Raw genomic sequence first — 20273 nt, 5'->3', positions numbered from 1 at the left:
GGGGCCGGCCCGCGCCGCTCTCTGTTCCCTCTATAAAGAATGTGACATATTACTGCCGTGGCCAAGAGAACCTCCCTGGACGTCGTGATCATCGGCGCCGGTGTCGTCGGAGCCGCGTGCGCGTACTACGCGGCGCGCGCCGGACTCCGCGCGGCCGTCGTCGACCGCGGCCCGGTCGCGGGCGGCACGACCGGCGCGGGCGAAGGCAACCTGCTCGTCTCCGACAAGGAGGCGGGCCCCGAGCTGGACCTCGCACTGCTGTCGGCGCGCCTGTGGCGCGAACTCGCGCTCGAACTCCCGCCGGAGATCGAGTACGAGGCCAAGGGCGGATTGGTCGTCGCGGCCGACGGGGCCACCGTGAAGGCGCTACGGGGCTTCGCGGACGGCCAGCGCGCCGCCGGGGTCGACGCGGTCGAGGTCGGGCCGGACGAACTGCGCGAGCTGGAGCCCCACCTGGCCCCCGACCTGGCGGGCGGCTTCCACTACCCGCAGGACGCCCAGGTCCAGCCCGCCCAGGCGGCGGCGCGGCTGCTGGCGGCGTCGGGGGCGGAGGTCCACCTCGGCGAGGAGGTCACGGAGCTGCTCCGGGGCCCGGCGGGCGAGATCAGGGGGGTCCGCACGGCCCGCCGCGAACTCCTCGCCCCGGCGGTGGTGAACGCGGCCGGAACCTGGGGCGGGGCGGTGGCCGCCCTGGCGGGGGCCACGCTCCCCGTACTGCCCCGGCGGGGGTTCGTCCTGGTCACGGAGCCGCTGCCGAGGGTGGTGCGGCACAAGGTCTACGCCGCGGACTACATCGCGGACGTGGCGAGCGGGTCGGCGGCGCTGCAGTCCTCGGCGGTGGTCGAGGGCACCCCGGCCGGGCCGGTGCTGATCGGGGCCACGCGGGAGCGGGTCGGCTTCGACCGCTCCCTCTCGATGGAGGCGCTGCGGCGGCTGGCTTCGCAGGCGGCCGTGCTGTTCCCGGTCCTCGCGGACGTCCGGGTGCTGCGCGCCTACCACGGCTTCCGCCCGTACCTGCCGGACCACCTTCCGGCGATCGGCCGGGACCCGCGGGTCCCGGGCCTGCTCCACGCCTGCGGCCACGAAGGCGCGGGCATCGGCCTGGCCCCCGCCACGGGCGCCCTGATCGCCTCGACCCTGACGGGCACCACCCCCGCCCTGGACCCGACCCCCTTCAGCCCGTCCCGCTTCACGGACGCACCCCGATGACGCCCGGGCCCGGCGGAAAATTCAGCCCCTCCGGCGTTTGAGGAGCGGGGTCTGGGGCGGAGCCCCAGGGGCTCGGCCGCAGCCCGGGACCGGAGGGTCAGGGCGGAGCCCCGGGAACGGTGGAAGGGCGGGTAGGGGACGGGCCCCGCAGGGCAACGGACACGCAGAACGCACCCGGTCAGAGCAGCAACGGAGGACGAAAGCGATGAGCGAAGCGACGAGGGGCCGGCGAAGGTCGCCCCGCGACCTGGTCGGCGGAACCCCCACGGAAACGTGGAGCCTCCGCTTCGACGACCGCGAGCTGCCCGCCCAAACCGGGCAGACCATCGCCGCGGCCCTCTGGTCCGCCGGCATCCTCGCCTGGCGGACCACCCGGGAAACCGCCGCCCCCCGCGGAGCGTTCTGCGGGATCGGAAGCTGCTACGACTGCCTCGTCACCGTCAACGGCCGCCCGAACCAGCGCGCGTGCCTCGTGCCCGCCCGCCCCGGGGACCACGTCACCACCCAGGAAGGGACCGGCCATGGCGACCTCGCCGTCTGATCTCGCCGTCATCGGCGCGGGCCCCGCCGGCCTCGCGGCCGCCGTCACGGCCGCCGGTCTGGGCCTGCGCGTCACCCTCCTCGACGCGGGTGAGCGGCCCGGCGGGCAGTACTACCGCCACCCGGCGCCCGCCCTCGGCGCGGCCAACCCCGAGGCCCTGCACCACGGGTGGGCCGCCTTCGCCCCGCGCGAAGCCGCCCTGCGCGCCCACGAGGCGGCCGGCCGGATCACCTACCTCCCCTTCCACCACGTCTGGACGGTCGTCCCGGCCCCGGCCCCGGCCCCGGCCGCCCCGGCCCTCCGCCCGGACGGCTCCGTCGGTGAGGGTGCCCCCGGCGGCGACTTCGGCCCGACCGCCCCCGGCGGACAAGGCGCCCCCGCCGACCACCTCGGCCCCGGCGGTGACCCCAACACCGGGGGCGGCCCCGACGGTGGCCCCGACGGCGAAGCGGGCTGGATCGTGCACGCCGTGGCCGGCCCCGACGAGGCCGCCGCGACCGTCCGGGCCCGCGCCGTCCTGCTCGCCACCGGGGCCTACGAGCGGCAGCTGCCCTTCCCCGGCTGGACCCTGCCCGGGGTCGTCGGAGCCGGCGGGGCGCAGGCGATGCTGAAGAGCGGGCTCGTGCTCCCCGGCCGGCGCGTGGTCGTCGCCGGGAGCGGGCCGCTGCTGCTCGCCGTGGCCGGCTCCCTCGCCGCCGCCGGAGCCCGCGTGCCCGCCGTCGTGGAGGCCGCCGCCTACACCGGCTACGCCGCCCACGCCCCCGCCCTGCTCCGCAACCCCGGCAAGCTCGCCGAAGGCGCCACGTACGGCAGTGCCCTGCTCCGCCACGGCGTCCGCCTCCTCACCCGGCACGCCGTCACCGAGGCCCACGGCACCGACCGGGTCGAAGCCGTCACGGTGGCCCGCCTCGACCGGGACTGGCGCCCCCTCCCCGGCACCGCCCGCCGCATCCCCTGCGACGCGGTGGCCGTCGGCCACGGGCTCGTGCCGCAGCTGGAGCTGGCCACCGGTCTCGGTTGCGCCACCCGCCCGAGCCCGGACGGCACCGTGGCCCTGGAGCTGGACGCCCGGCAGCGCACCTCCGTCCCCGGGATCTGGTCCGCCGGGGAGACCGGCGGCGTCGGCGGCGCCCAACTGGCCCTGGCCGAGGGTGAGATCGCCGCCCACGCCATCGCGGGCCGCCCCGTCCCGGCCCGCCTGGTCCGGACGCGTACGCGGCTGCGCGCCTTCGCCGCCGCGATGGCCGGCGCGCACCGCCCGGGCGCCGGCTGGACCGGCTGGCTGCGCGAGGACACCGACGTGTGCCGCTGCGAGGAGGTCCCGGCCGGCCGGATCCGGGAGGCCGTCGAAGACCTGGGGGCGCGGGACGCCCGTACGGTCAAACTCCTCACCCGGGCGGGCATGGGCTGGTGCCAGGGCCGGATGTGCGGCCCGGCCGTCGCCGCCCTCGCCGGAGCGGCCGCACCGTCCGAGGGCGTGGCGCCCGACCGCAGACCGCTGTCCTGCCCGGTCCCGCTGCGCAACCTCGCAGGCCTCCCGGCCGACCGCCCCTCGGACCTTCCCCCGGACCTCCCCCCGGGCCTTCTCTCCGGCCTTCCCTCCGGCCTTCCTTCCGAACTTCCCTGACGGGACCGCTGATCGGGCGGGCCGCACCCCTTGTGGCCACCTCACGCCCACTAGTAAAATGTCACACATCACTCTAGGGAGCACACTCATGACCCACGCGCACACCTCCGCGCCCACCGGTACGGACAGCCGCACCCGCCCCTGGCACGGAATCATGGTCGCCACCGCACTACCCCTGCGGGAAGACCTGAGCGTCGACTACGACGCCTACGCCGAACACGTGGCCTGGCTGATCGCCAACGGCTGCGACGGCGTCGTCCCCAACGGCTCCCTCGGCGAGTACCAGACGCTGACCGACGAGGAGCGGGCACGCGTCGTCCGCACCGCCGTCGAGGCCGCCGGGGACGGCGCCCGCGTCATGCCCGGAGTCGCCGCCTACGGCAGCGCCGAGTCCCGCCGCTGGGCCGAGCAGGCCGCCGAGGCCGGCGCCGGATCGGTCCTGCTGCTCCCGCCCAACGCCTTCCGGGCCGACGAGGACGCCGTACGCGCCCACTACGCCGAAGTCGCCCGCGCGGGCGTGCCCGTCGTCGCGTACAACAACCCCATCGACACCAAGGTGGACCTGGTCCCGTCCCTGCTCGCCCGGCTCCACGCCGACGGGTCCATCGTCGCCGTCAAGGAGTTCAGCGGTGACGTGCGGCGCGCCTACGAGATCGCCGAACTCGCCCCGGGCCTCGACCTGCTGATCGGAGCCGACGACGTCCTGCTCGAACTGGCCCTGGCCGGCGCCGTCGGCTGGATCGCCGGCTACCCCAACGCGCTCCCGCAGGCCTGCGCCACCCTCTACCGCGCCGCCGTCGCGGGAGACCTCGCCACCGCCCTGCCGCTCTACAAGTCCCTTCACTCGCTGCTGCGCTGGGACTCCAAGACCGAGTTCGTCCAGGCCATCAAGCTCTCCATGGACCTGGCCGGCCGCCCCGGCGGCGCCACCCGCCCGCCCCGCTTCCCGCTGACCGGCGAGACGGAGGCCTCGGTCCGCGCCGCCACCGAGAAGGCCCTCGCCGAGGGACTCAACTAACCACGCCGCAAGGCCAGTCAGGGGACTCCATGCGCACACGCCACATCTACCACGCGGTGGACTCGCACACCGAGGGCATGCCCACCCGGGTCATCACCGGGGGAGTCGGGGTGATCCCCGGCGCGACCATGGCCGAGAAGCGGCTCCACTTCATCGAGCACCTGGACCACATCCGGACTCTGCTCATGTACGAGCCGCGCGGCCACTCCGCGATGAGCGGCGCGATCCTGCAGCCCCCGACCCGCCCGGACGCCGACTTCGGCGTGCTCTACATCGAGGTGTCGGGCCTGCTCCCCATGTGCGGGCACGGCACCATCGGGGTCGCCACCGTCCTCGTCGAGACCGGCATGGTACCGGTCGTCGAGCCGGTCACCACCGTCCGGCTCGACACCCCGGCCGGACTGGTGAGCGTCGACGTCCGCGTCGAGGACGGGGCGGCCACCGCCGTCACCCTCACCAACGTCCCCTCCTTCAACGTCGGTCTCGACCTCAAGGCGGACGTCCCCGGATACGGCACGGTCAGCTACGACCTCGCCTACGGCGGCAATTTCTACGCCTTCGTCGAACTCGACTCCCTCGGGCTCCCCTTCGACCGGGCCCACGGGGACGAGCTGCTCGCCGCCGGCCTGGCCGTCATGGAGGCGATCAACGCCTCCGGCGACCGGCCGGTCCACCCGGAGAACCCCGACATCGCCGGGGTCAAGCACGTCTACCTGGCCGCCCCCGGCTCCGACGCCGTCCGCTCCCGGCACGCGATGGCCATCCACCCGGGCTGGTTCGACCGTTCGCCGTGCGGTACGGGCACCAGCGCGCGCATGGCGCAGCTGCACGCCCGGGGGCTGCTGGCCCTGGACACTGACTTCGCCAACGAGTCGTTCATCGGCACCGAGTTCACGGGCCGGCTCGTCGGCGAGACCACGGTGGGCGGCCTCCCGGCGCTCGTGCCCACCGTCACCGGCCGGGCCTGGATCACCGGCACCGCCCAGTACTTCCTCGACCCGTCCGACCCGTTCCCCGGAGGGTTCCTGCTGTGAACTTCGTACGGACCGTGGACTACCACACCGCGGGCGAGCCGTTCCGCATCGTCGACCTCACCGCCCCGGGCCTGCCGCCCGTGCCCGGGGACACCGTCGCCGAGCGGTGCGCCACCGCCATCGGGCCCGGGGGGTCCGGGACGGCCCCCCGGCGGGGAGTCCTGGACGACGTACGGCGGCTCCTCGTGCAGGAGCCGCGCGGGCACGCCGGGATGTACGGCGGCTTCGTGGTCCCGCCCGACGACGACGGGGCCCATTTCGGGGTGCTGTTCTGGCACAAGGACGGCTACTCCACCGCGTGCGGCCACGGCACCATGGCGCTGGGCGCCTGGGCCGTGGACACCGGCCGGGTCGCCGCGCCCGACGACGGGGACGTGCAGGTACGGATCGACGTGCCCTCGGGCCGGGTCGGTGCGACCGTGCACCGCACCGGGGGCCGCACCACCGGGGTCACCTTCCGCAACGTCCCGGCCCGTGCCAGCGCCCGCAAGGTGCCCGTCGCCACCACCCTGGGCATGGTGGAGGCGGACATCGCGCACGCCGGGGCCTGCTACGCCTCCGTGGCGGCCCGGGACCTCGGCCTGGAGGTGACCCGGGACGCGCTGCCCTCGCTGGTGCGGGCCGGGAGGGAGATCCGGGCCGCCCTCGCCACCCACCCCGGGACCTGGCACCCGGACGGGCCGCTGCTCTCCGGGGTGTACGGGGTGACCCTGTACGAGGAACTGCCCGACACTCCCTTCGGGCCGCACCAGCGCAACGTCACCGTCTTCGCCGACGGGCAGATCGACCGCTCGCCCTGCGGGTCGGGCACCTCGGCGCGGCTCGCGCTGCTGGCCGAGGACGGCCGGCTGGGGCCGGGGGAGGACCTGCTGCACGAGTCGGTGGTGGGCACGGTGTTCACGGGCCGGGTCGCCTCCACCTCGGCGGCCGGGCTGGTCACCGAGGTCACCGGGGCGGCCTACCGCACCGGTGAGCACGCCTTCTGCGCCGACCCGCACGACGCGCTCGCCACCGGGTTCCTGCTGTGACCCGGCCCGCTGTCACGCCGCCCGCGGTGCCCCCGGCCGCCGGGATCCCGTCCGCGGTGACCCCGTTCCCCGGGATCCCGTCCGCGGCGACCCCACCCCCCGGGATCCCGCAGTTCTCGGCCGCCGGGACGGCCGGGCTGCTGAGCGCGGCCGCCGCCGCGGACGCGCTGGCCGGCGTACTGCTGGCCGGACTCGATCCCGAGACCTGCCCGCCGCGCAGCGCCCTGCCCGTACCGGGCGGCGGGGAGCTGCTGCTCATGCCGGCCGCCGCCGGGGCGTACGCGGGAGTGAAGATCGCCGGGGTGGCTCCGGGGAATCCGGCGCGCGGGCTGCCCCGGATCACCGGTTCCTACCTGCTCCTGGACGGGCCGACCCTGCGCCCCCTGGCCCTGTTCGACGGGGCGGCGCTGACCGCGCTGCGCACCCCGGCCGTCTCGGCCCTGGCGCTGCGTCACCTGCTCCCGGCCGGGCGGCCGCTGCGGCTGTTGCTGTTCGGATCGGGTCCGCAGGCGTACGGTCACCTCGAAGCGGTGCTGGCGATACGGCAGTTGGCGGAGGTGGTCGTCGTGGCCCGCAACCCGGTGGGTGCCGGGAAGCTGGCGGCGCACGCCCGGGATCTGGGGGTCCCGGCCCGCCCGGGGGTGGCGGCGGAGGTGGCCGACGCCGATCTCGTCATCTGCTGCACGACGGCGCGCGAGCCCCTCTTCGACGGGCGGTTGATCGGCCCGGAGGCGACGGTCGTCGCCGTGGGCTCGCACGAGCCGGAGGCCCGCGAGGTCGACACGGCCCTGGTCCGGCGGGCCGCCGTCTACGTGGAGTCGCGCGCCGCGGCCCTGCGCGAGGCGGGGGACCTGCTGGTGCCGGAGGCGGAGGGGGCGATCGGACCCGGTCATATCAGCGGCACCCTGGCCGACCTGGTCGCGGGCCGGATGCCGGGTGGCGGGGCGGGAAGTTGTCCACAGCTCTTCAAGAGCGTGGGCATGGCCTGGGAGGATCTGGCTGTGGCGGTGGCCTGGTTCGAGGCCGCCGGGGAGAACAGCGCAACGTGACATTGTACGCTGTTCCTCCGCACGCCGGTGGTGTGAGCGGTCTCGGAGGAAATACAATGGGTGACCTGAAGCAGCACAGTCTCATCAAGGCCCAGGAACGGCTCCGCGACCAGGTCGGCCACGCCCTCCGAGCCGCCCTGATAGCGGGTGAACTGCGCCCCGGGAGCGTCTACTCCGCCCCCGGCCTCGCGGCCGAGCTCGGCGTCTCGGCCACCCCGGTGCGCGAGGCGATGCTCGACCTGGCCCGCGAAGGCCTGGTGGAACCGGTGCGCAACAAGGGCTTCCGGATCACGGAGGTCAGCGAGCGGGATCTGGACCAGTACACCGAACTGCGCACGATGATCGAGGTCCCGACCATCGGCCGGATCACGAAGATCGCCACGCCCGAGCAGCTCGAGGCCCTGCGCCCGATCGCGCAGGAGATCGTCACCAGCGCGCGCGAGCACAACCTCATCGGCTACCTGGAGGCGGACCGCCGCTTCCACCTCAGCCTCCTCGGCCTCTCCGGCAACGACCGCCTGGTCGAAACCGTGGGCGACCTGCGCAAGCGCTCCCGGCTCTACGGGCTGACCGGCCTGGACGAGGCCGGCAAGCTGGTCTCCTCCGCCGAGGAGCACATCGAGCTGCTCGACCTGATGCTCACCGGGGACGCGGAGGCCGCGGAAGCCTGCATGACCCGCCACCTGGGCCACGTCCGCTCCCTGTGGGCCCAGGGCCGCGACGAGCCGGTGGGCCGCACCCCGGGCCGGCTGGGCTCGGGGATCTGACGAACGACCGCCCTCCACCGCGACGATCGCGGTGCGGGGCGGGCTCAGTAGTTGTCGGCCGAGAAGCCGATGAGCGCCGTGCCGTCGGTCTCGTGGGTCACGTTCGCGCCGATGGCCTGCGCCCCCTTGGGGCCGCCGCGAGGGGTTCCCGGAGCACCGTCACGCACAGGCTCGCGCCGCAGTGGGAACCCAGGCGGAAGCCTGGGTCTCCCGGTCTCAGGCGGTCGGGGAAGAAGCTGTCCAACCACGCGTCGACTTCGGCCTGGGGCATCCGCCAGGTTCCCCTGCAGGACGTGTCCGTCACCCCGTACGACTCGCAGCGTGCCTCCGTCGCGCGCTCCGGGACCTCGGGCATCGCGAACCGGGCGGCCTCCTCGCACGGAACCTCGTTCAGGTCGGCGAGGTGGGTGAACACGTACCCCGCAAGCGCGAAGAACCCCATCAAGAAGAGGGAGAGGCCGGTCAGGAGCCAGGGCCGCCAACGCAGGCCCGAGCCCGGCCGGGTGTGCGTGCCCAACGCCCCGCCGCCCGGGCGCATTTGGACACGGCTGGATAACGGCGGCTCCAACCCCTTGTCAGTACAATTTCACATTACTATGTTACCGGTCACATCATAGAGCGCGGCCCTTCACTGGAGTGACCCATGACCAAGCGCACCCAACTCGCCCTCGCCACCGCCCTGGTGGCCGCACTCGCACTCGGCGCCTCGGGCTGCTCCGACCCCAAGAAGGGCTCCGCGGGCGGGGGCGCCTCCAACCCCGCCTCCGCCAACGACGGGAAGATCCTCGGCGGCGCTCCCGTCAAGGGCGGCACGGTCACCGTCCTGTCCAACCAGGACTTCGCCCACCTCGACCCCGCCCGCAACTGGGTCATGCCGACCATGGACTTCGGCACCCGCCTCCTCTACCGCACCCTGGTCACCTTCAAGGCCGAGCCGGGCAAGGGCGGCAGCGAGCTGGTCCCCGACCTCGCCACCGACCTCGGGACCCCCTCCAACGGCGGCCGCACCTGGACCTTCACCCTCAAGGAGGGCGTGAAGTACGAGGACGGCTCGCCCATCAAGGCGCAGGACATCAAGTACAACGTCGAACGCTCGATGGCCCCCGACCTCACCGGCGGACCCGACTACGCGGCCCAGTACCTCGCCGGCACCGACGGATACAAGGGCCCGCTCCAGGGCAAGCACCTCGACTCGGTGAAGACCCCCGACGACCGCACGATCGTCTTCGAACTGAAGCGGCCCGTCGCCGAGTTCTCCGCGACCGCGACCCTCCCCACCTTCGCCCCGGTCCCCGAAGCACAGGAGAAGGGCACGCAGTACGACGCCCGCCCCTTCTCCTCCGGCCCGTACAAGATCGAGTCCTACGACCGCGACAAGAAGCTCGTCCTGGTCCGCAACGAGCACTGGGACGCGAAGACCGACACCGTCCGCAAGGCCTATCCGGACAAGTTCGTGGTGGTCATGGGCCTCAAGGGCGGCCAGATCGACGACCGGATCATCGCCGGGGAGGGCGCCGACGCCTCCACCGTCCAGTGGTCCGACATGCGGCCCGAGAGCGCCCCCAAGGTGCTGCCCAAGCCGGAGATCAAGCAGCGGCTGCTGGCCGAGTCCCAGGGCTGTACCGAGATGCTCCAGATGAACAACTCCCGCGCCCCCTTCGACGACCCGAAGGTCCGCGAGGCCATGCAGTACGCCCTAGACAAGGAGGCCGTGGTCACCGCGGGCGGCGGCCCCGCGCTCAACGAGATCGCCACCGCCTACCTGCCCCCGGCCCTCTCCGGCGGCAAGCAGGCCGACACCCTGAAGATCGCGCCGTCCGGCGACCCGGCCAAGGCCAAGGAGCTGCTCAAGGCCGCCGGCAAGGAGACCCTGAAGGTCTCCCTCGCCGTCTCCACCGGGGACAAGGGCAAGGCCGAGGCCGTCCAGCAGGGCCTGGCCCGCGCGGGCGTCGAGGTGGTCATCGACACCGTCGACCCGGGCGCGTACTACGACGTCATCGGAGACACCACCACCGCGCCCGACCTCGTCCTCAGCGGCTGGTGCCCCGACTACCCCTCCGGGTCCACCTTCCTCCCCTTCGTCTTCGACGGCCGCACCATCAAGGTCAAGGGCAACTCCGGCAACTACTCGCAGTTCCGCGACGACGCGACGATGAAGCGGATCGACGAGATCAACGCCATGGCCGACGCCAAGCAGGCCAACCAGGCCTGGATCGACCTCGACGCCGAGCTCATGAAGAAGTCCCCGGCCGTCCCCGTCCTGCTGGAGCGCAAGCCGCTGCTCGTCGGCCCCAACATCGCGGGCGCCTTCGGCCACCCCGTCTGGGTCGGCCAGCTCGACTACGCCACCATCGGCCTCAAGGACCCGGCCAAGAGCCAGGGCCAGGGCTGAACATGACCGCCCCCGTCGCCGCCACGTCCCCGGACGCGGCGGCGGTCAAGGAGGTCCCCCCGGGCAGCAGCCCCTGGCAGCTCGCCCGGCGGGAACTCCGCCGCCGCCCCGCCGTCCGCATCAGCCTCTGCGTCGTCCTCCTCTTCGTCCTGATGGCCGCCACCGCCCCCTGGCTGGGCGCACTCGGCGGCTGGTCCCCGGACGAGTTCGACAAGACCGCCATCGACCCCTACCTCGGCGGCCAGCCGCTCGGCTCCTTCGGCGGGATCAGCCCCGAGCACTGGCTCGGCGTGGAGCCCGTCAGCGGCCGCGACCTGTTCGCCCGCGTGGTCAACGGCGCCCAGGTCTCGCTCCTCATCGCCGCCACCGCCACCGCCATCGTGGTCGTCGCGGGCACCGCCGCCGGCATCGCGGCCGGATACTTCGGCGGCCGCACCGACACCGTCCTGTCCCGCCTGATGGACCTGACGATGTCCTTCCCGTCCCTCATCTTCATGATCGCGATGCTCTCGGTGGCCAAGGACGTCAACCGCATCGTCCTCATGACCGTCGTCATCGGGGTCTTCGGCTGGCCCGGCGTCGCCCGCGTCGTCCGCGGGCAGGCCCTCTCCCTCAAGCACCGCGAATACGTGGACGCCGCCCGCGTCGGCGGATCGAGCTCCTGGCGGATCCTGACCCGCGACATCCTCCCGGGGGTCTCCGGGCCGGTCATCGCCTACACCACCCTGCTCATCCCCGGCATGATCAGCACCGAGGCCGCGCTCAGCTACCTCGGCGTGGGCGTCCGCCCGCCCACCCCCTCCTGGGGCCAGATGATCGCCGAGTCCGTGGCCTTCTACGAGACCGACCCCATGTACTTCGTCATCCCGAGCCTCTTCCTCTTCCTCGCGGTCCTCGCCTTCACCCTGCTCGGCGACGCCCTGCGCGACATCCTCGACCCGAGGGGCGGCCGGACGTGATCCTCTACCTCGCGCGCCGGCTGCTCGCCCTCGCGGGCGTCCTCCTCGCCATCGCCGCCGTGACCTTCCTGATCTTCTACGTGCTCCCCTCCGACCCGGCCGCGGCCGCCTGCGGCAAGACCTGCAGCGCCGAGCGGCTGGCCGACGTACGCGCGTACCTCGGCCTCGACCGGCCCGTGTGGCGCCAGTTCCTCGACTTCCTCACCGGCATCTTCACCGGACGCACCCTCGGCACCGGCCAGTACGCCGTCCAGTGCGACTTCCCCTGCCTGGGCTACTCCTACGAGAACTCCCTGCCCGTGTGGGACCTGCTCATGGACCGCCTCCCGGTCTCCGCCTCCCTCGCCGTCGGCGCCGCCGCCCTCTGGCTCCTCCTCGGCCTCGGCGCCGGAGTCACCGCCGCGCTGCGCAAGGACACCGTCACCGACAAGGCCCTCATGGTCGGCGCGGTCGCCGCCGCCTCCCTGCCCGTGTACTTCACCTCCGTGATGCTCATCTACGGAGTCATCCGCGTCGCCGGGATCCTGCCCTACCCCAGCTACCAGGCCTTCACCGACAACCCGCTCGCCTGGGCGAGCAACCTGCTGCTGCCCTGGACCGCGCTCGCCCTGCTCTACGCCGCCATGTACGCCCGGCAGAGCCGCGGTTCGATGATCGAGGCGATGGCCGAGCCGTACATCCGTACCGCCCGCGCCAAGGGCATGCCCGAGCGCACGGTCGTCGTCAAACACGGACTGCGCTCCGGAATGACCCCGATCCTCACCATATTCGGCATGGACCTCGGCGGCCTGCTCGCCGGAGCCGTCATCACCGAGTCCATCTTCGGACTCCCGGGCATCGGACGGCTCTTCTACGGGGCGCTGGTCAGCTCCGACCAGCCCGTCGTGCTCGGGGTCACCCTGCTGGCCGCCTTCTTCATCGTCGTCGCGAACCTCGCCGTCGACCTCCTGTACGCCGTCATCGACCCGAGGGTGAGGTACTGATGGCTCCCGCTCAGGCAGCCCCCCTGCTCCAAGTGCGCGACCTGCGCGTCACGTTCACCACCCCACGGGGTTCCGTACGGGCCGTCGACTCCCTCGGCTTCACCGTCCGGGCCGGCCGCACGCTCGGCATCGTCGGCGAATCCGGGTCGGGCAAGTCCGTCACCTCGCTCGCCGTCATGGGCCTGCACCGGGGCGCCGAGATCGGCGGGTCGATCGCCCTCGACGGACAGGAGCTGACCACCAAGTCCGAGAAGGAGCTCTCCACCCTGCGCGGCCGCCGGATGGCCATGATCTTCCAGGACCCGCTCTCCAGCCTGCACCCCTACTACACTGTCGGCGAGCAGATCGCCGAGCACTTCCGGGTCCACTTCAGGGCCGGCCGGGCCGCCGCGAAGAGGCGCGCCGTCGACATGCTCGGCGAGGTCGGCATCCCCGAGCCCGCCCGCCGGGCGGGGGAGTACCCGCACCAGTTCTCCGGCGGCATGCGCCAGCGCGCGATGATCGCCATGGCACTGGCCTGCGAGCCCGACCTGCTCATCGCCGACGAGCCGACCACCGCCCTCGACGTCACCGTGCAGGCACAGATCCTGGAACTGATCGCCCGGCTCCAGCAGGACCGCGGCCTCGGCGTCGTCATGATCACCCACGATCTGGGCGTGGTCGCCCGCGTCGCCCACGAGGTGCTGGTCATGTACGGCGGCCGGGCCGCCGAACAGGCCCCGGTGGACGACCTGTTCACCGACCCCGCACATCCCTACACCCGGGGCCTGCTCGACTCGCTGCCCCGGCTCGACGACTCCGACGACGAGCCGCTGCGGGCCATCCCCGGCTCCCCGCCCTCCCTGCTCGCCCCGGCACCGGGGTGCGCGTTCGCCCCGCGCTGCGCGGTGGCGGCGGCGGCCCGTGACGCGGAACGGGAACGCTGCGCCACCGAGCGGCCCGAGCTGCGGGCCTACGGCGACGCCGGCCGCGAGGCGGCCTGCCACTTCGCGGGAGCCGTCCGGGAGGTGTCCCGATGACCGCCCTGGACAGGACCGGCCCGCGCACCGCTCCGCTCCCGCCGGCCCGGGGCGCCGAGCCGCCGCCCCTGCTGCGCGTGCGCGACCTCACGATGACCTTCCCCGGCAAGCGGACCGCGACCGGGCGCCGGGGGGCGCCCGTGCGCGCCGTCGACGGGGTCTCCTTCGACCTGGAGGCGGGCCGGACCCTGGGCCTGGTGGGGGAGTCGGGCTGCGGCAAGTCCACCACCGGACGGATGCTGGTCCGGCTGCTCGAACCGACCTCCGGAACCGTCGAGTTCGACGGCCGGGACATCAGCCGGCTCTCCCAGAGGGCCCTGCGCCCACTGCGCCCGGGCCTCCAGATGGTCTTCCAGGACCCGCACTCCTCCCTCAACCCCCGCCAGACGGTGGCCCGGATCATCTCCGACCCGCTGCTGGTCCAGGGTTCCGGCGCGGCGGACGCCCGCCGCCGGGCCGCCGAACTGATGGAGCTCGTCGGGCTGATCCCCGAGCACATCGACCGCTATCCGCACGAGTTCTCCGGCGGCCAGGCGCAGCGCATCGGCATCGCCCGCTCGCTGGCCACCAGCCCCCGGCTGATCATCGCCGACGAGCCGGTCTCGGCGCTCGACGTCTCCGTCCAGGCGCAGATCGTGAACCTGATGGAGCGGCTGCGCACCGAACTGGGCCTGGCCTACGTGTTCATCGCGCACGACCTCTCGGTCGTCAAGCGGGTCAGCGACCGGGTCGCCGTCATGTACCTCGGCCGGATCGTGGAGATCGGCGACAAGAAGTCGCTGTACGAGAACCCCCAGCACCCGTACACCCGGGCGCTGTTGTCCGCCGTGCCGCTGCCCGACCCGGCGGCGGAGCGGCGGCGCGAGCGGATCGTGCTGCTCGGTGACCCGCCGAGCCCGGCCGCACCGCCTCCGGGCTGCACCTTCCACCCCAGGTGCCCCGTGGCGCAGGAGATCTGCCGCACCGAACGACCGCTGCTGCGGACGGTCGCCTCCCGTGAGGTGGCCTGTCATCTGGTGTAGGCGAAGGGTCCCGGGGGACTGACGGGGAACCCCGGGAGGAGAAGGAGGGCCCCGGAGCCGGTCACCACCGGCTCCGGGGCCCTCCGTCGTGCCCGCGGCGGACCTCAGAGCAGGCCCAGCTCCTTGCGGAAGAACTCCAGCTCCAGCGCCATGACCTTCTCCCGCACCCCGCCCGGCGTCATGTGGGTGACGCCCGGCAGCGCGAGCAGCTGGTGCGGGCGGCCCGCGTCGGTCAGGGCCTGCGACAACCGCAGGGTGTGGGAGGGGTGGACGTTGTCGTCGGCCAGGCCGGTGACCAGCAGCAGCGGCCGGCTCAGCCCCGCCGCGTCGGGGATCAGGCTGTCCCGCTCGTAGACCTCCGGGTGCTCCTGGGGCAGGCCCAGGTACCGCTCGGTGTACGCCGTGTCGTAGTGCCGGAAATCGGTCGGCGCGGCCCCGGCGGCCGCCGCGTGGAAGACGTCCGGCCGGCGCAGCACCGCGAGCGCGGAGAGGTAGCCGCCGTAGGACCAGCCCCGGATGCCGACCCGGGTCAGGTCGAGGTCGCCGTGGCGTTCCCCGAGCGCACGCAGGGCGGCGACCTGGTCCTCCAGGGTGACCTCGGAGAAGCCGCGGTACATGGCGTGGGTGTGCTCCGGGGAGACGTACGCGGTGCCGCGGTTGTCGATGGTGACCACGGCGAAGCCCTGGTCGGCCCACCACTGCCGGTGCTGCCAGCGGCGCGGCTCGGCGCTGACGTCCTGCGCGCCCGGGCCGCCGTAGCTGTCGAGCAGCACGGGCAGCCGGGTGCCGGGGACGTGCCCGCGCGGCAGCACCAGGGCGGTGGGGATCGCGCGCCCGGTGACCCGCTCCAGCACCGGGACCACCCGGTACGGCAGCGGCTGCGACAGGTCCCCGGGGACGAACTCCCGCCCGTCGGCGGCCCGCAGGACGCGCCGGATCCCGTCGGCGTCGGCAGAGGTCAGCAGCAGCGCACCGGAGGAGGCCTGGACGGAGTGCACGCCGGGCCCGTCCGCGAGCGGGGTCAGCTCGCCGCTGTCCGGGTCCAGCAGGAGCACCTGCTGCTCGGAGGGGTCGCGCTGCCCGGCCTCGATCAGCAGCCGGGTGCCGTGCGTGCCGGCCGCGCGGCGGACCTGGATCCCGTCCCCGGTGAGCAGTACGCCGTCCAGCGCGAGCGCCCGGGCGGCCCCGCCGGGGGTGTCGGCGCAGGTGAGCATCCGGCCGTCGGCCAGGCGCGCCGGGGTGCCGGGGAGCAGGGGGTCCACCCACTGGGGGTGCGTGGTGCGCGACAGTTCCCGGGTGCGTCCGGTGGCCGGGTCGGCGCTGAGCAGCAGGACGTTCCGCTGGAGGCGGTCCTGGACGGTGAGCAGGATCTCGGCGGGCGATTCCCAGCCCGCGTCGGAGACGTACGGGTGGGTCGCGGCGTCCCAGTCGAGCCGTACGGGCGCCCCTTCGCCCGCACCCAGGCCCGCGCTCCCGTCCCCGCTCCCGTCCCCGCCAGGCCGGAGCACCCACAGCTGGACGTCGGCGTTGGGGCCCCCGGCCTCGGGGTACGCGAAGTCCTCGGCCGGCAGCTCCGGGTGCGCCGGGTCGGCGAACCAGCGCCGCTGGAGGGCGGATTCGTCGACGCGGGCGGCGAGCAGGGCCTGCCCGTCGGGGGACCACCAGTGCCCGCGGTCGCGGCCGAGCTCCTCGGCGGCGGCGAACTCGCAGACTCCCCAGCGGGCTCCGTCGTCGGGGCTGACCCGGCCGCCGGGGACGGTGTGCAGGGCGTCGCCGCTGACGTAGGCGACGCGCGAGCCGTCTGCGTCGGGGCGGGGATCGAAGACGGGCCCGGCGGCCGGGAGCTCCTTGGGCTGCGCGCCCGGGGTGGCCCGGCCCGGGTCGCCCTCCGCTTCGTGGGTGACCTCGTAGAGGTGCCCGTAGAGCGGGAAGACGGCCCGCCGACCGTCGCCCGAGAGCGCGTACGAGCCGATCCCGGCGGCGACCAGCCGGGTGCGCTCGCGCAGGCGCCGCTCGGCGACGGGGAGGGGCGCCGGTTCGGGGGACAGCTCGCGGGGGTCGGCGAGCCGGGTCTCGGTCCCGGTGGCGGTGTCCAGGACCCACAGGCCGTCGAGGGGGTCGGTGGGGCCGGTGGAGCGGAGGAACCAGAGGAGCCGGCCTTCGTCGCCGAAGGCGAAGGCGCGCGGGGCGCCGTAGGTGAACCGTGCCGTGCTCGCGGAGAGCCTGAGGAAGTCATCCATGCGATCCATGGAGCCAGTGTGCCATGTGAAATACTACAGGTTATATATCGCACAGCACATGCCACATAGCCTAGACCGTTCGAGTGGTGCCCCCCGGGGTACAGGTTTAGCGTCGAAAAAGTGGACCAGAACGCTTCGCCGAGCAGTACCAGCACCGGGACCGACGGCAAGGTCCAGGGCAACGGCGGTGGTCACGGGCTCGCTCTGCTCGTGATCGCGTCGTGCCAGCTCATGGTCGTTCTCGACATCACCATCGTGAACATCGCGCTGCCGCACATCCAGACCGCCCTCAACTTCTCCACCGAGAGCCTGTCCTGGGTCGTCAACGCCTACACCCTCACCTTCGGCGGCCTGCTGCTCCTCGGCGGCCGCACCGGCGACATCCTCGGCCGGCGGCGCGTCTTCATCTTCGGCGTCCTGCTCTTCGGCCTGGCCTCACTGCTGGGCGGACTCGCCCAGAACGCACCCCAGTTGATGGCCGCCCGCGCCCTCCAGGGCGTCGGCGGCGCCATCGCCTCGCCCACCGCGCTCGCGCTGATCACCACCACCTTCCGCGAAGGCCCCGAACGCAACCGGGCGTTCGGCGTGTTCGCCGGAGTCTCGGCCGGCGGCGGCGCCATCGGCCTGCTCGCCGGCGGCATCCTCGTGGAGTGGCTCAACTGGCGCTGGGTGCTCTTCGTCAACGTCCCGATCGCCCTGCTGATCGCCTTCGCCGCGCCCAGGGCCATCCGCGAATCCAAGCGCCATCCGGGCCACTTCGACCTCGCCGGGGCGCTGCTGTCCACGCTCGGCATGGTCGCCCTCGTCTACGGATTCATCCGCGCCTCCCAGGAGGGCTGGCGCGACCCGATCACACTGGGCTCGTTCGGCGCGGCCGTGGTCCTGCTGTTCCTGTTCGTCATCAACGAGCGGCGCTCGCCGCAGCCGATCACCCCGCTGCACATGTTCGCCGACCGCAACCGGGCGGGCACCTACGGGATCATGCTCTTCCTCGCGTGCGCCATGTTCGGCATGTTCTTCTTCCTGACCCTCTTCGTGCAGAACGTCCTCGGCTTCAGCCCGCTCCGCGCCGGCCTCGCCTTCCTGCCGGTCAGCGCGGTGATCGCGGTCGGCGCCGGGATCACCTCGCAACTGCTGCCCAGACTCGGACCGAAACCCTTCATGGTGACCGGCGCGCTGTGCTCGGCGGCGGGCCTCGCGTGGCTGACGCAGACCGACGTCCACTCCACCTACCTCGGCAGCATCCTCGGACCGATGCTGCTGTTCAGCCTGGGCATGGGCATGCAGTTCGTGTCGCTGACGCTGATGGCGCTCTCCAACGTCCCCGACCGGGAGTCGGGCGCGGCCTCCGGACTGCTCAACGCCATGCAGCAGGTGGGCGGCTCGCTGGGCCTCTCGATCCTGGTCACCGTCTTCGGCACGGCCAGCCGCAACGAGGCCAAGGACCAGGTGGGCTCCTTCCTGCGCACCGCGACCCCGGAGCAGAAGATCTTCCTCGCGCGCACCAAGCAGCTCCCCAAGCCCTGGGCCGACCAGGTCCTCTCCTCGGGCGTCAGCGCGGCCTTCGTGGTGGCGGCCCTGTTCGCCCTGATCGCGGCCCTGATCGCGCTCGTCGTCATCCAGGTCCGGCCCTCGGACATCGAACGGCTCAAGGGCAACCACACCCCGGAACCCTCGGCCACGGCATAGGCCGTCTCTTTCGGATCTTGTCGGGCCCGCGGCTACCGGGGGGTGGCGCCCACGCGGCGGATCCGGCAGCGCGCCGGACTCGTGGTGCGCAGGGTGATCCCGGCGCTGACCGAGATCTCCGTGTCCACGGCCTCGAACTCGTAGGCCCGCAGGAGCATCGCCAGCGCGATCACCGACTCCAGCATGGAGAAGTGCTGTCCGATGCACGCGCGCGGGCCGCCGCCGAAGGGGAACCAGGCGTAGCGCGGCCGGGCCGCCTCCGCCTCCGGGGTGAACCGGTCCGGGTCGAAACGCTCCGGGTCCGGCCAGTAGCCGGGGTGGCGGTGGGTGACCCACGGAGCCAGGATCACATCGGCGCCGGCCGGGACGGTGTGACCGTCCACCTCCGCGGCGGCGACCGAGCGGCGCCCCATGACGGGGGCCGCCGGGTAGAGCCGCATGGCCTCCTTGAGTATCCGGGTGAGGTACGGGAGCCGGTCCAGGTCGGCGGCCACGGGCGTACGGTCGCCCAGGACCGCGTCGATCTCGGCGCGGGCCCGGTCCTGGAACTCCGGGTGGCGGCCCAGCAGATGGAGGGAGAAGGCGAGTGAGGTGGCGGTCGTCTCGTGCCCGGCCAGCAGGAAGATCAGCACCTGTTCGCGCAGTTCGGTGGCGTCGAACTCCCCGTCGTCCGCGCTGCTCGCGGCGGCGAGCAGCGACAGCAGGTCCTCGCCCTTGGCCCCGCCCCCGCCTGCACCCTGGCCCCCGCTCCGGCGATCGGCGATGATCGCGTCGCAGACCCCGTACAGCTCCTCCAGCGCGGCGGCCGCCCGCTTGTTGCCCGGAGTGGGCCAGCTGCGGGGGACGTTGAGGGGGGAGTAGCCGCGGCGCAGCACGTATTCGGTGATGACCGGAAAACACCGGTCCACGACGGCGGCGGTGGCGTCCGAGTCGGTGCCGAAGAGGATCCGGGAGACCGCGCGCAGCGCCAGGACCATCATCTCGTCCGAGACGTCGACGACCCCGTCAGGGGCCTGCTCCCAGGCGGTGAGGGTGGCGGCGGTCTCGGTCGCGACGGCGTCCGCGTACCCGTCCACCCGGCGCTTGGTGAACAGCGGCTGGACCAGCCGCCGCTGGCGCAGGTAGTCCTCGTCCTGGCTGGTGAGCAGGCCGTTGCCGAAGGCGGTGCGGACCTCCTGGTAAAAGGCGTTGTCCTTGCGGAAGTTGGCCGCCTGGGTGGCGAGCACCTGCTGCGCCCCCTCCGCCGAGAACACGCAGTGCAGCTCGGCGCGGAGCCCGGGCGGGCCCGCCGCGATCCGCACGACGTCGCCGTGCCGGTGCCGCGCCCGCAGGTACGTACCGAGCGAGTCCGCCTTCAGGTCGGCGAGCGAACCGAGCAGGGGCGTGCCCTCGAGCCGCGGTATCCCCGTACCGGCGCCGCCACCCGCCCGAGCCGCTTGCGATGCTTCCGTTGCTGCCATGGATCCGCCCCCAGAACTGTGCCGACAGGGCGATTCTGCGGGTGGGCGGCGGCCGGGAGCGAGGGCCGCCGCCGCATCCGGCCGAATATCGCCGCCGCGCCGACACCCGACACCGTCGCCGTCCCGCTCGGGGTGCTTGCCCCAGCCGGGCCGGCCGCGCCTGACCGGAGCGGCGCCGATCCGGGCCGGGCGGGGGGTCCCGGGTGCGACGAGCGGGAATGCCCCCCAGCCCATCC

Annotated in this window: 17 protein-coding genes; 14 read left to right on the top strand and 3 right to left on the bottom strand. The window is 73.5% G+C overall.

All coding sequences use genetic code 11. The features are described 5' to 3' along the window. Positions 1–57 precede the first annotated feature (57 nt). From OG904_RS05180 to OG904_RS05145, 8 genes are all read left to right on the top strand, one after another. Entirely contained in the window at positions 58–1209 is a 1152-nt protein-coding gene (locus OG904_RS05180) for an NAD(P)/FAD-dependent oxidoreductase (protein WP_405487839.1), read from the top strand. 205 nt (positions 1210–1414) lie between these two features. Beyond that, positions 1415–1750 (top strand): (2Fe-2S)-binding protein, encoded by a 336-nt coding sequence (locus OG904_RS05175; RefSeq protein WP_405487837.1) that lies wholly within the window; start codon positions 1415–1417, stop codon positions 1748–1750. Beyond that, positions 1731–3377: an NAD(P)/FAD-dependent oxidoreductase gene (locus OG904_RS05170; RefSeq protein WP_405487835.1), complete on the top strand. Its 1647-nt coding sequence runs from the start codon at positions 1731–1733 to the stop codon at positions 3375–3377. The genes OG904_RS05175 and OG904_RS05170 overlap by 20 nt, the downstream gene beginning before the upstream one ends. Positions 3378–3465: 88 nt before the next feature. Further along, positions 3466–4395, top strand: a complete 930-nt coding sequence (locus tag OG904_RS05165; RefSeq protein ID WP_405487833.1) for a dihydrodipicolinate synthase family protein — start codon at positions 3466–3468, stop codon at positions 4393–4395. A 29-nt stretch (positions 4396–4424) separates the two neighbouring features. Next, positions 4425–5429: a proline racemase family protein gene (locus OG904_RS05160; protein WP_405487831.1), complete on the top strand. Its 1005-nt coding sequence runs from the start codon at positions 4425–4427 to the stop codon at positions 5427–5429. Continuing rightward, positions 5426–6457, top strand: a complete 1032-nt coding sequence (locus OG904_RS05155; protein WP_405487829.1) for a proline racemase family protein — start codon at positions 5426–5428, stop codon at positions 6455–6457. The genes OG904_RS05160 and OG904_RS05155 overlap by 4 nt, the downstream gene beginning before the upstream one ends. Before the next feature lie 104 nt (positions 6458–6561). Further along, positions 6562–7506 carry an ornithine cyclodeaminase family protein gene (locus tag OG904_RS05150; protein WP_405497775.1) on the top strand — a complete coding sequence of 315 codons (945 nt, stop codon included), beginning with the start codon at positions 6562–6564 and terminating at the stop codon, positions 7504–7506. A gap of 56 nt (positions 7507–7562) precedes the next feature. Beyond that, the gene (locus OG904_RS05145) at positions 7563–8273 is read left to right on the top strand and encodes a GntR family transcriptional regulator (protein WP_405487827.1); all 711 of its coding nucleotides are present in this window, start codon (positions 7563–7565) and stop codon (positions 8271–8273) included. Between the two features lie 44 nt (positions 8274–8317). Here OG904_RS05145 and OG904_RS05140 read toward each other — a convergent pair whose 3' ends face one another. Beyond that, complete coding sequence (locus OG904_RS05140) at positions 8318–8440, bottom strand: hypothetical protein (RefSeq protein WP_405487825.1); 123 nt, start codon at positions 8438–8440, stop codon at positions 8318–8320. 476 nt (positions 8441–8916) lie between these two features. Here OG904_RS05140 and OG904_RS05135 point away from each other — a divergent pair, with 476 nt between their 5' ends. From OG904_RS05135 to OG904_RS05115, 5 genes are read left to right on the top strand one after another with little or no spacing between them, the layout of a single operon-like run. Next, positions 8917–10665, top strand: a complete 1749-nt coding sequence (locus tag OG904_RS05135) for an ABC transporter substrate-binding protein (RefSeq protein ID WP_405487823.1) — start codon at positions 8917–8919, stop codon at positions 10663–10665. Positions 10666–10667: 2 nt separating this feature from the next. Beyond that, a complete protein-coding gene (locus tag OG904_RS05130; RefSeq protein ID WP_405487821.1) occupies positions 10668–11624 on the top strand; it encodes an ABC transporter permease in 957 nt (318 codons plus the stop codon). Further along, a complete protein-coding gene (locus OG904_RS05125; RefSeq protein WP_405487819.1) occupies positions 11621–12607 on the top strand; it encodes an ABC transporter permease in 987 nt (328 codons plus the stop codon). Before OG904_RS05130 ends, OG904_RS05125 begins: the two co-directional genes overlap by 4 nt. Continuing rightward, entirely contained in the window at positions 12607–13626 is a 1020-nt protein-coding gene (locus OG904_RS05120) for an ABC transporter ATP-binding protein (RefSeq protein ID WP_405487817.1), read from the top strand. Before OG904_RS05125 ends, OG904_RS05120 begins: the two co-directional genes overlap by 1 nt. Continuing rightward, positions 13623–14648: an ABC transporter ATP-binding protein gene (locus tag OG904_RS05115; RefSeq protein ID WP_405487815.1), complete on the top strand. Its 1026-nt coding sequence runs from the start codon at positions 13623–13625 to the stop codon at positions 14646–14648. Before OG904_RS05120 ends, OG904_RS05115 begins: the two co-directional genes overlap by 4 nt. Positions 14649–14752: 104 nt before the next feature. Here the strand turns inward: OG904_RS05115 and OG904_RS05110 are convergent, their stop codons facing one another. Beyond that, positions 14753–16897, bottom strand: a complete 2145-nt coding sequence (locus OG904_RS05110) for a prolyl oligopeptidase family serine peptidase (RefSeq protein ID WP_405487813.1) — start codon at positions 16895–16897, stop codon at positions 14753–14755. Positions 16898–17008: 111 nt separating this feature from the next. Between OG904_RS05110 and OG904_RS05105 the strand changes: the two genes are divergently transcribed. Beyond that, positions 17009–18577, top strand: coding sequence for an MFS transporter (locus OG904_RS05105; RefSeq protein ID WP_405487811.1), 1569 nt, complete (start codon positions 17009–17011; stop codon positions 18575–18577). A gap of 32 nt (positions 18578–18609) precedes the next feature. On the opposite strand, the gene OG904_RS05100 is transcribed toward OG904_RS05105, so the two are convergent. After that, positions 18610–20037 carry a cytochrome P450 gene (locus tag OG904_RS05100; protein ID WP_405487809.1) on the bottom strand — a complete coding sequence of 476 codons (1428 nt, stop codon included), beginning with the start codon at positions 20035–20037 and terminating at the stop codon, positions 18610–18612. Positions 20038–20273: the final 236 nt, after the last annotated feature.

It is taken from the genome of Streptomyces sp. NBC_00096, from assembly GCF_045041305.1.
GTDB lineage: Bacteria > Actinomycetota > Actinomycetes > Streptomycetales > Streptomycetaceae > Streptomyces.
Note: the sequence above shows the minus strand (reverse complement) of the source record. Positions and strands in the feature narration are given on the sequence as shown.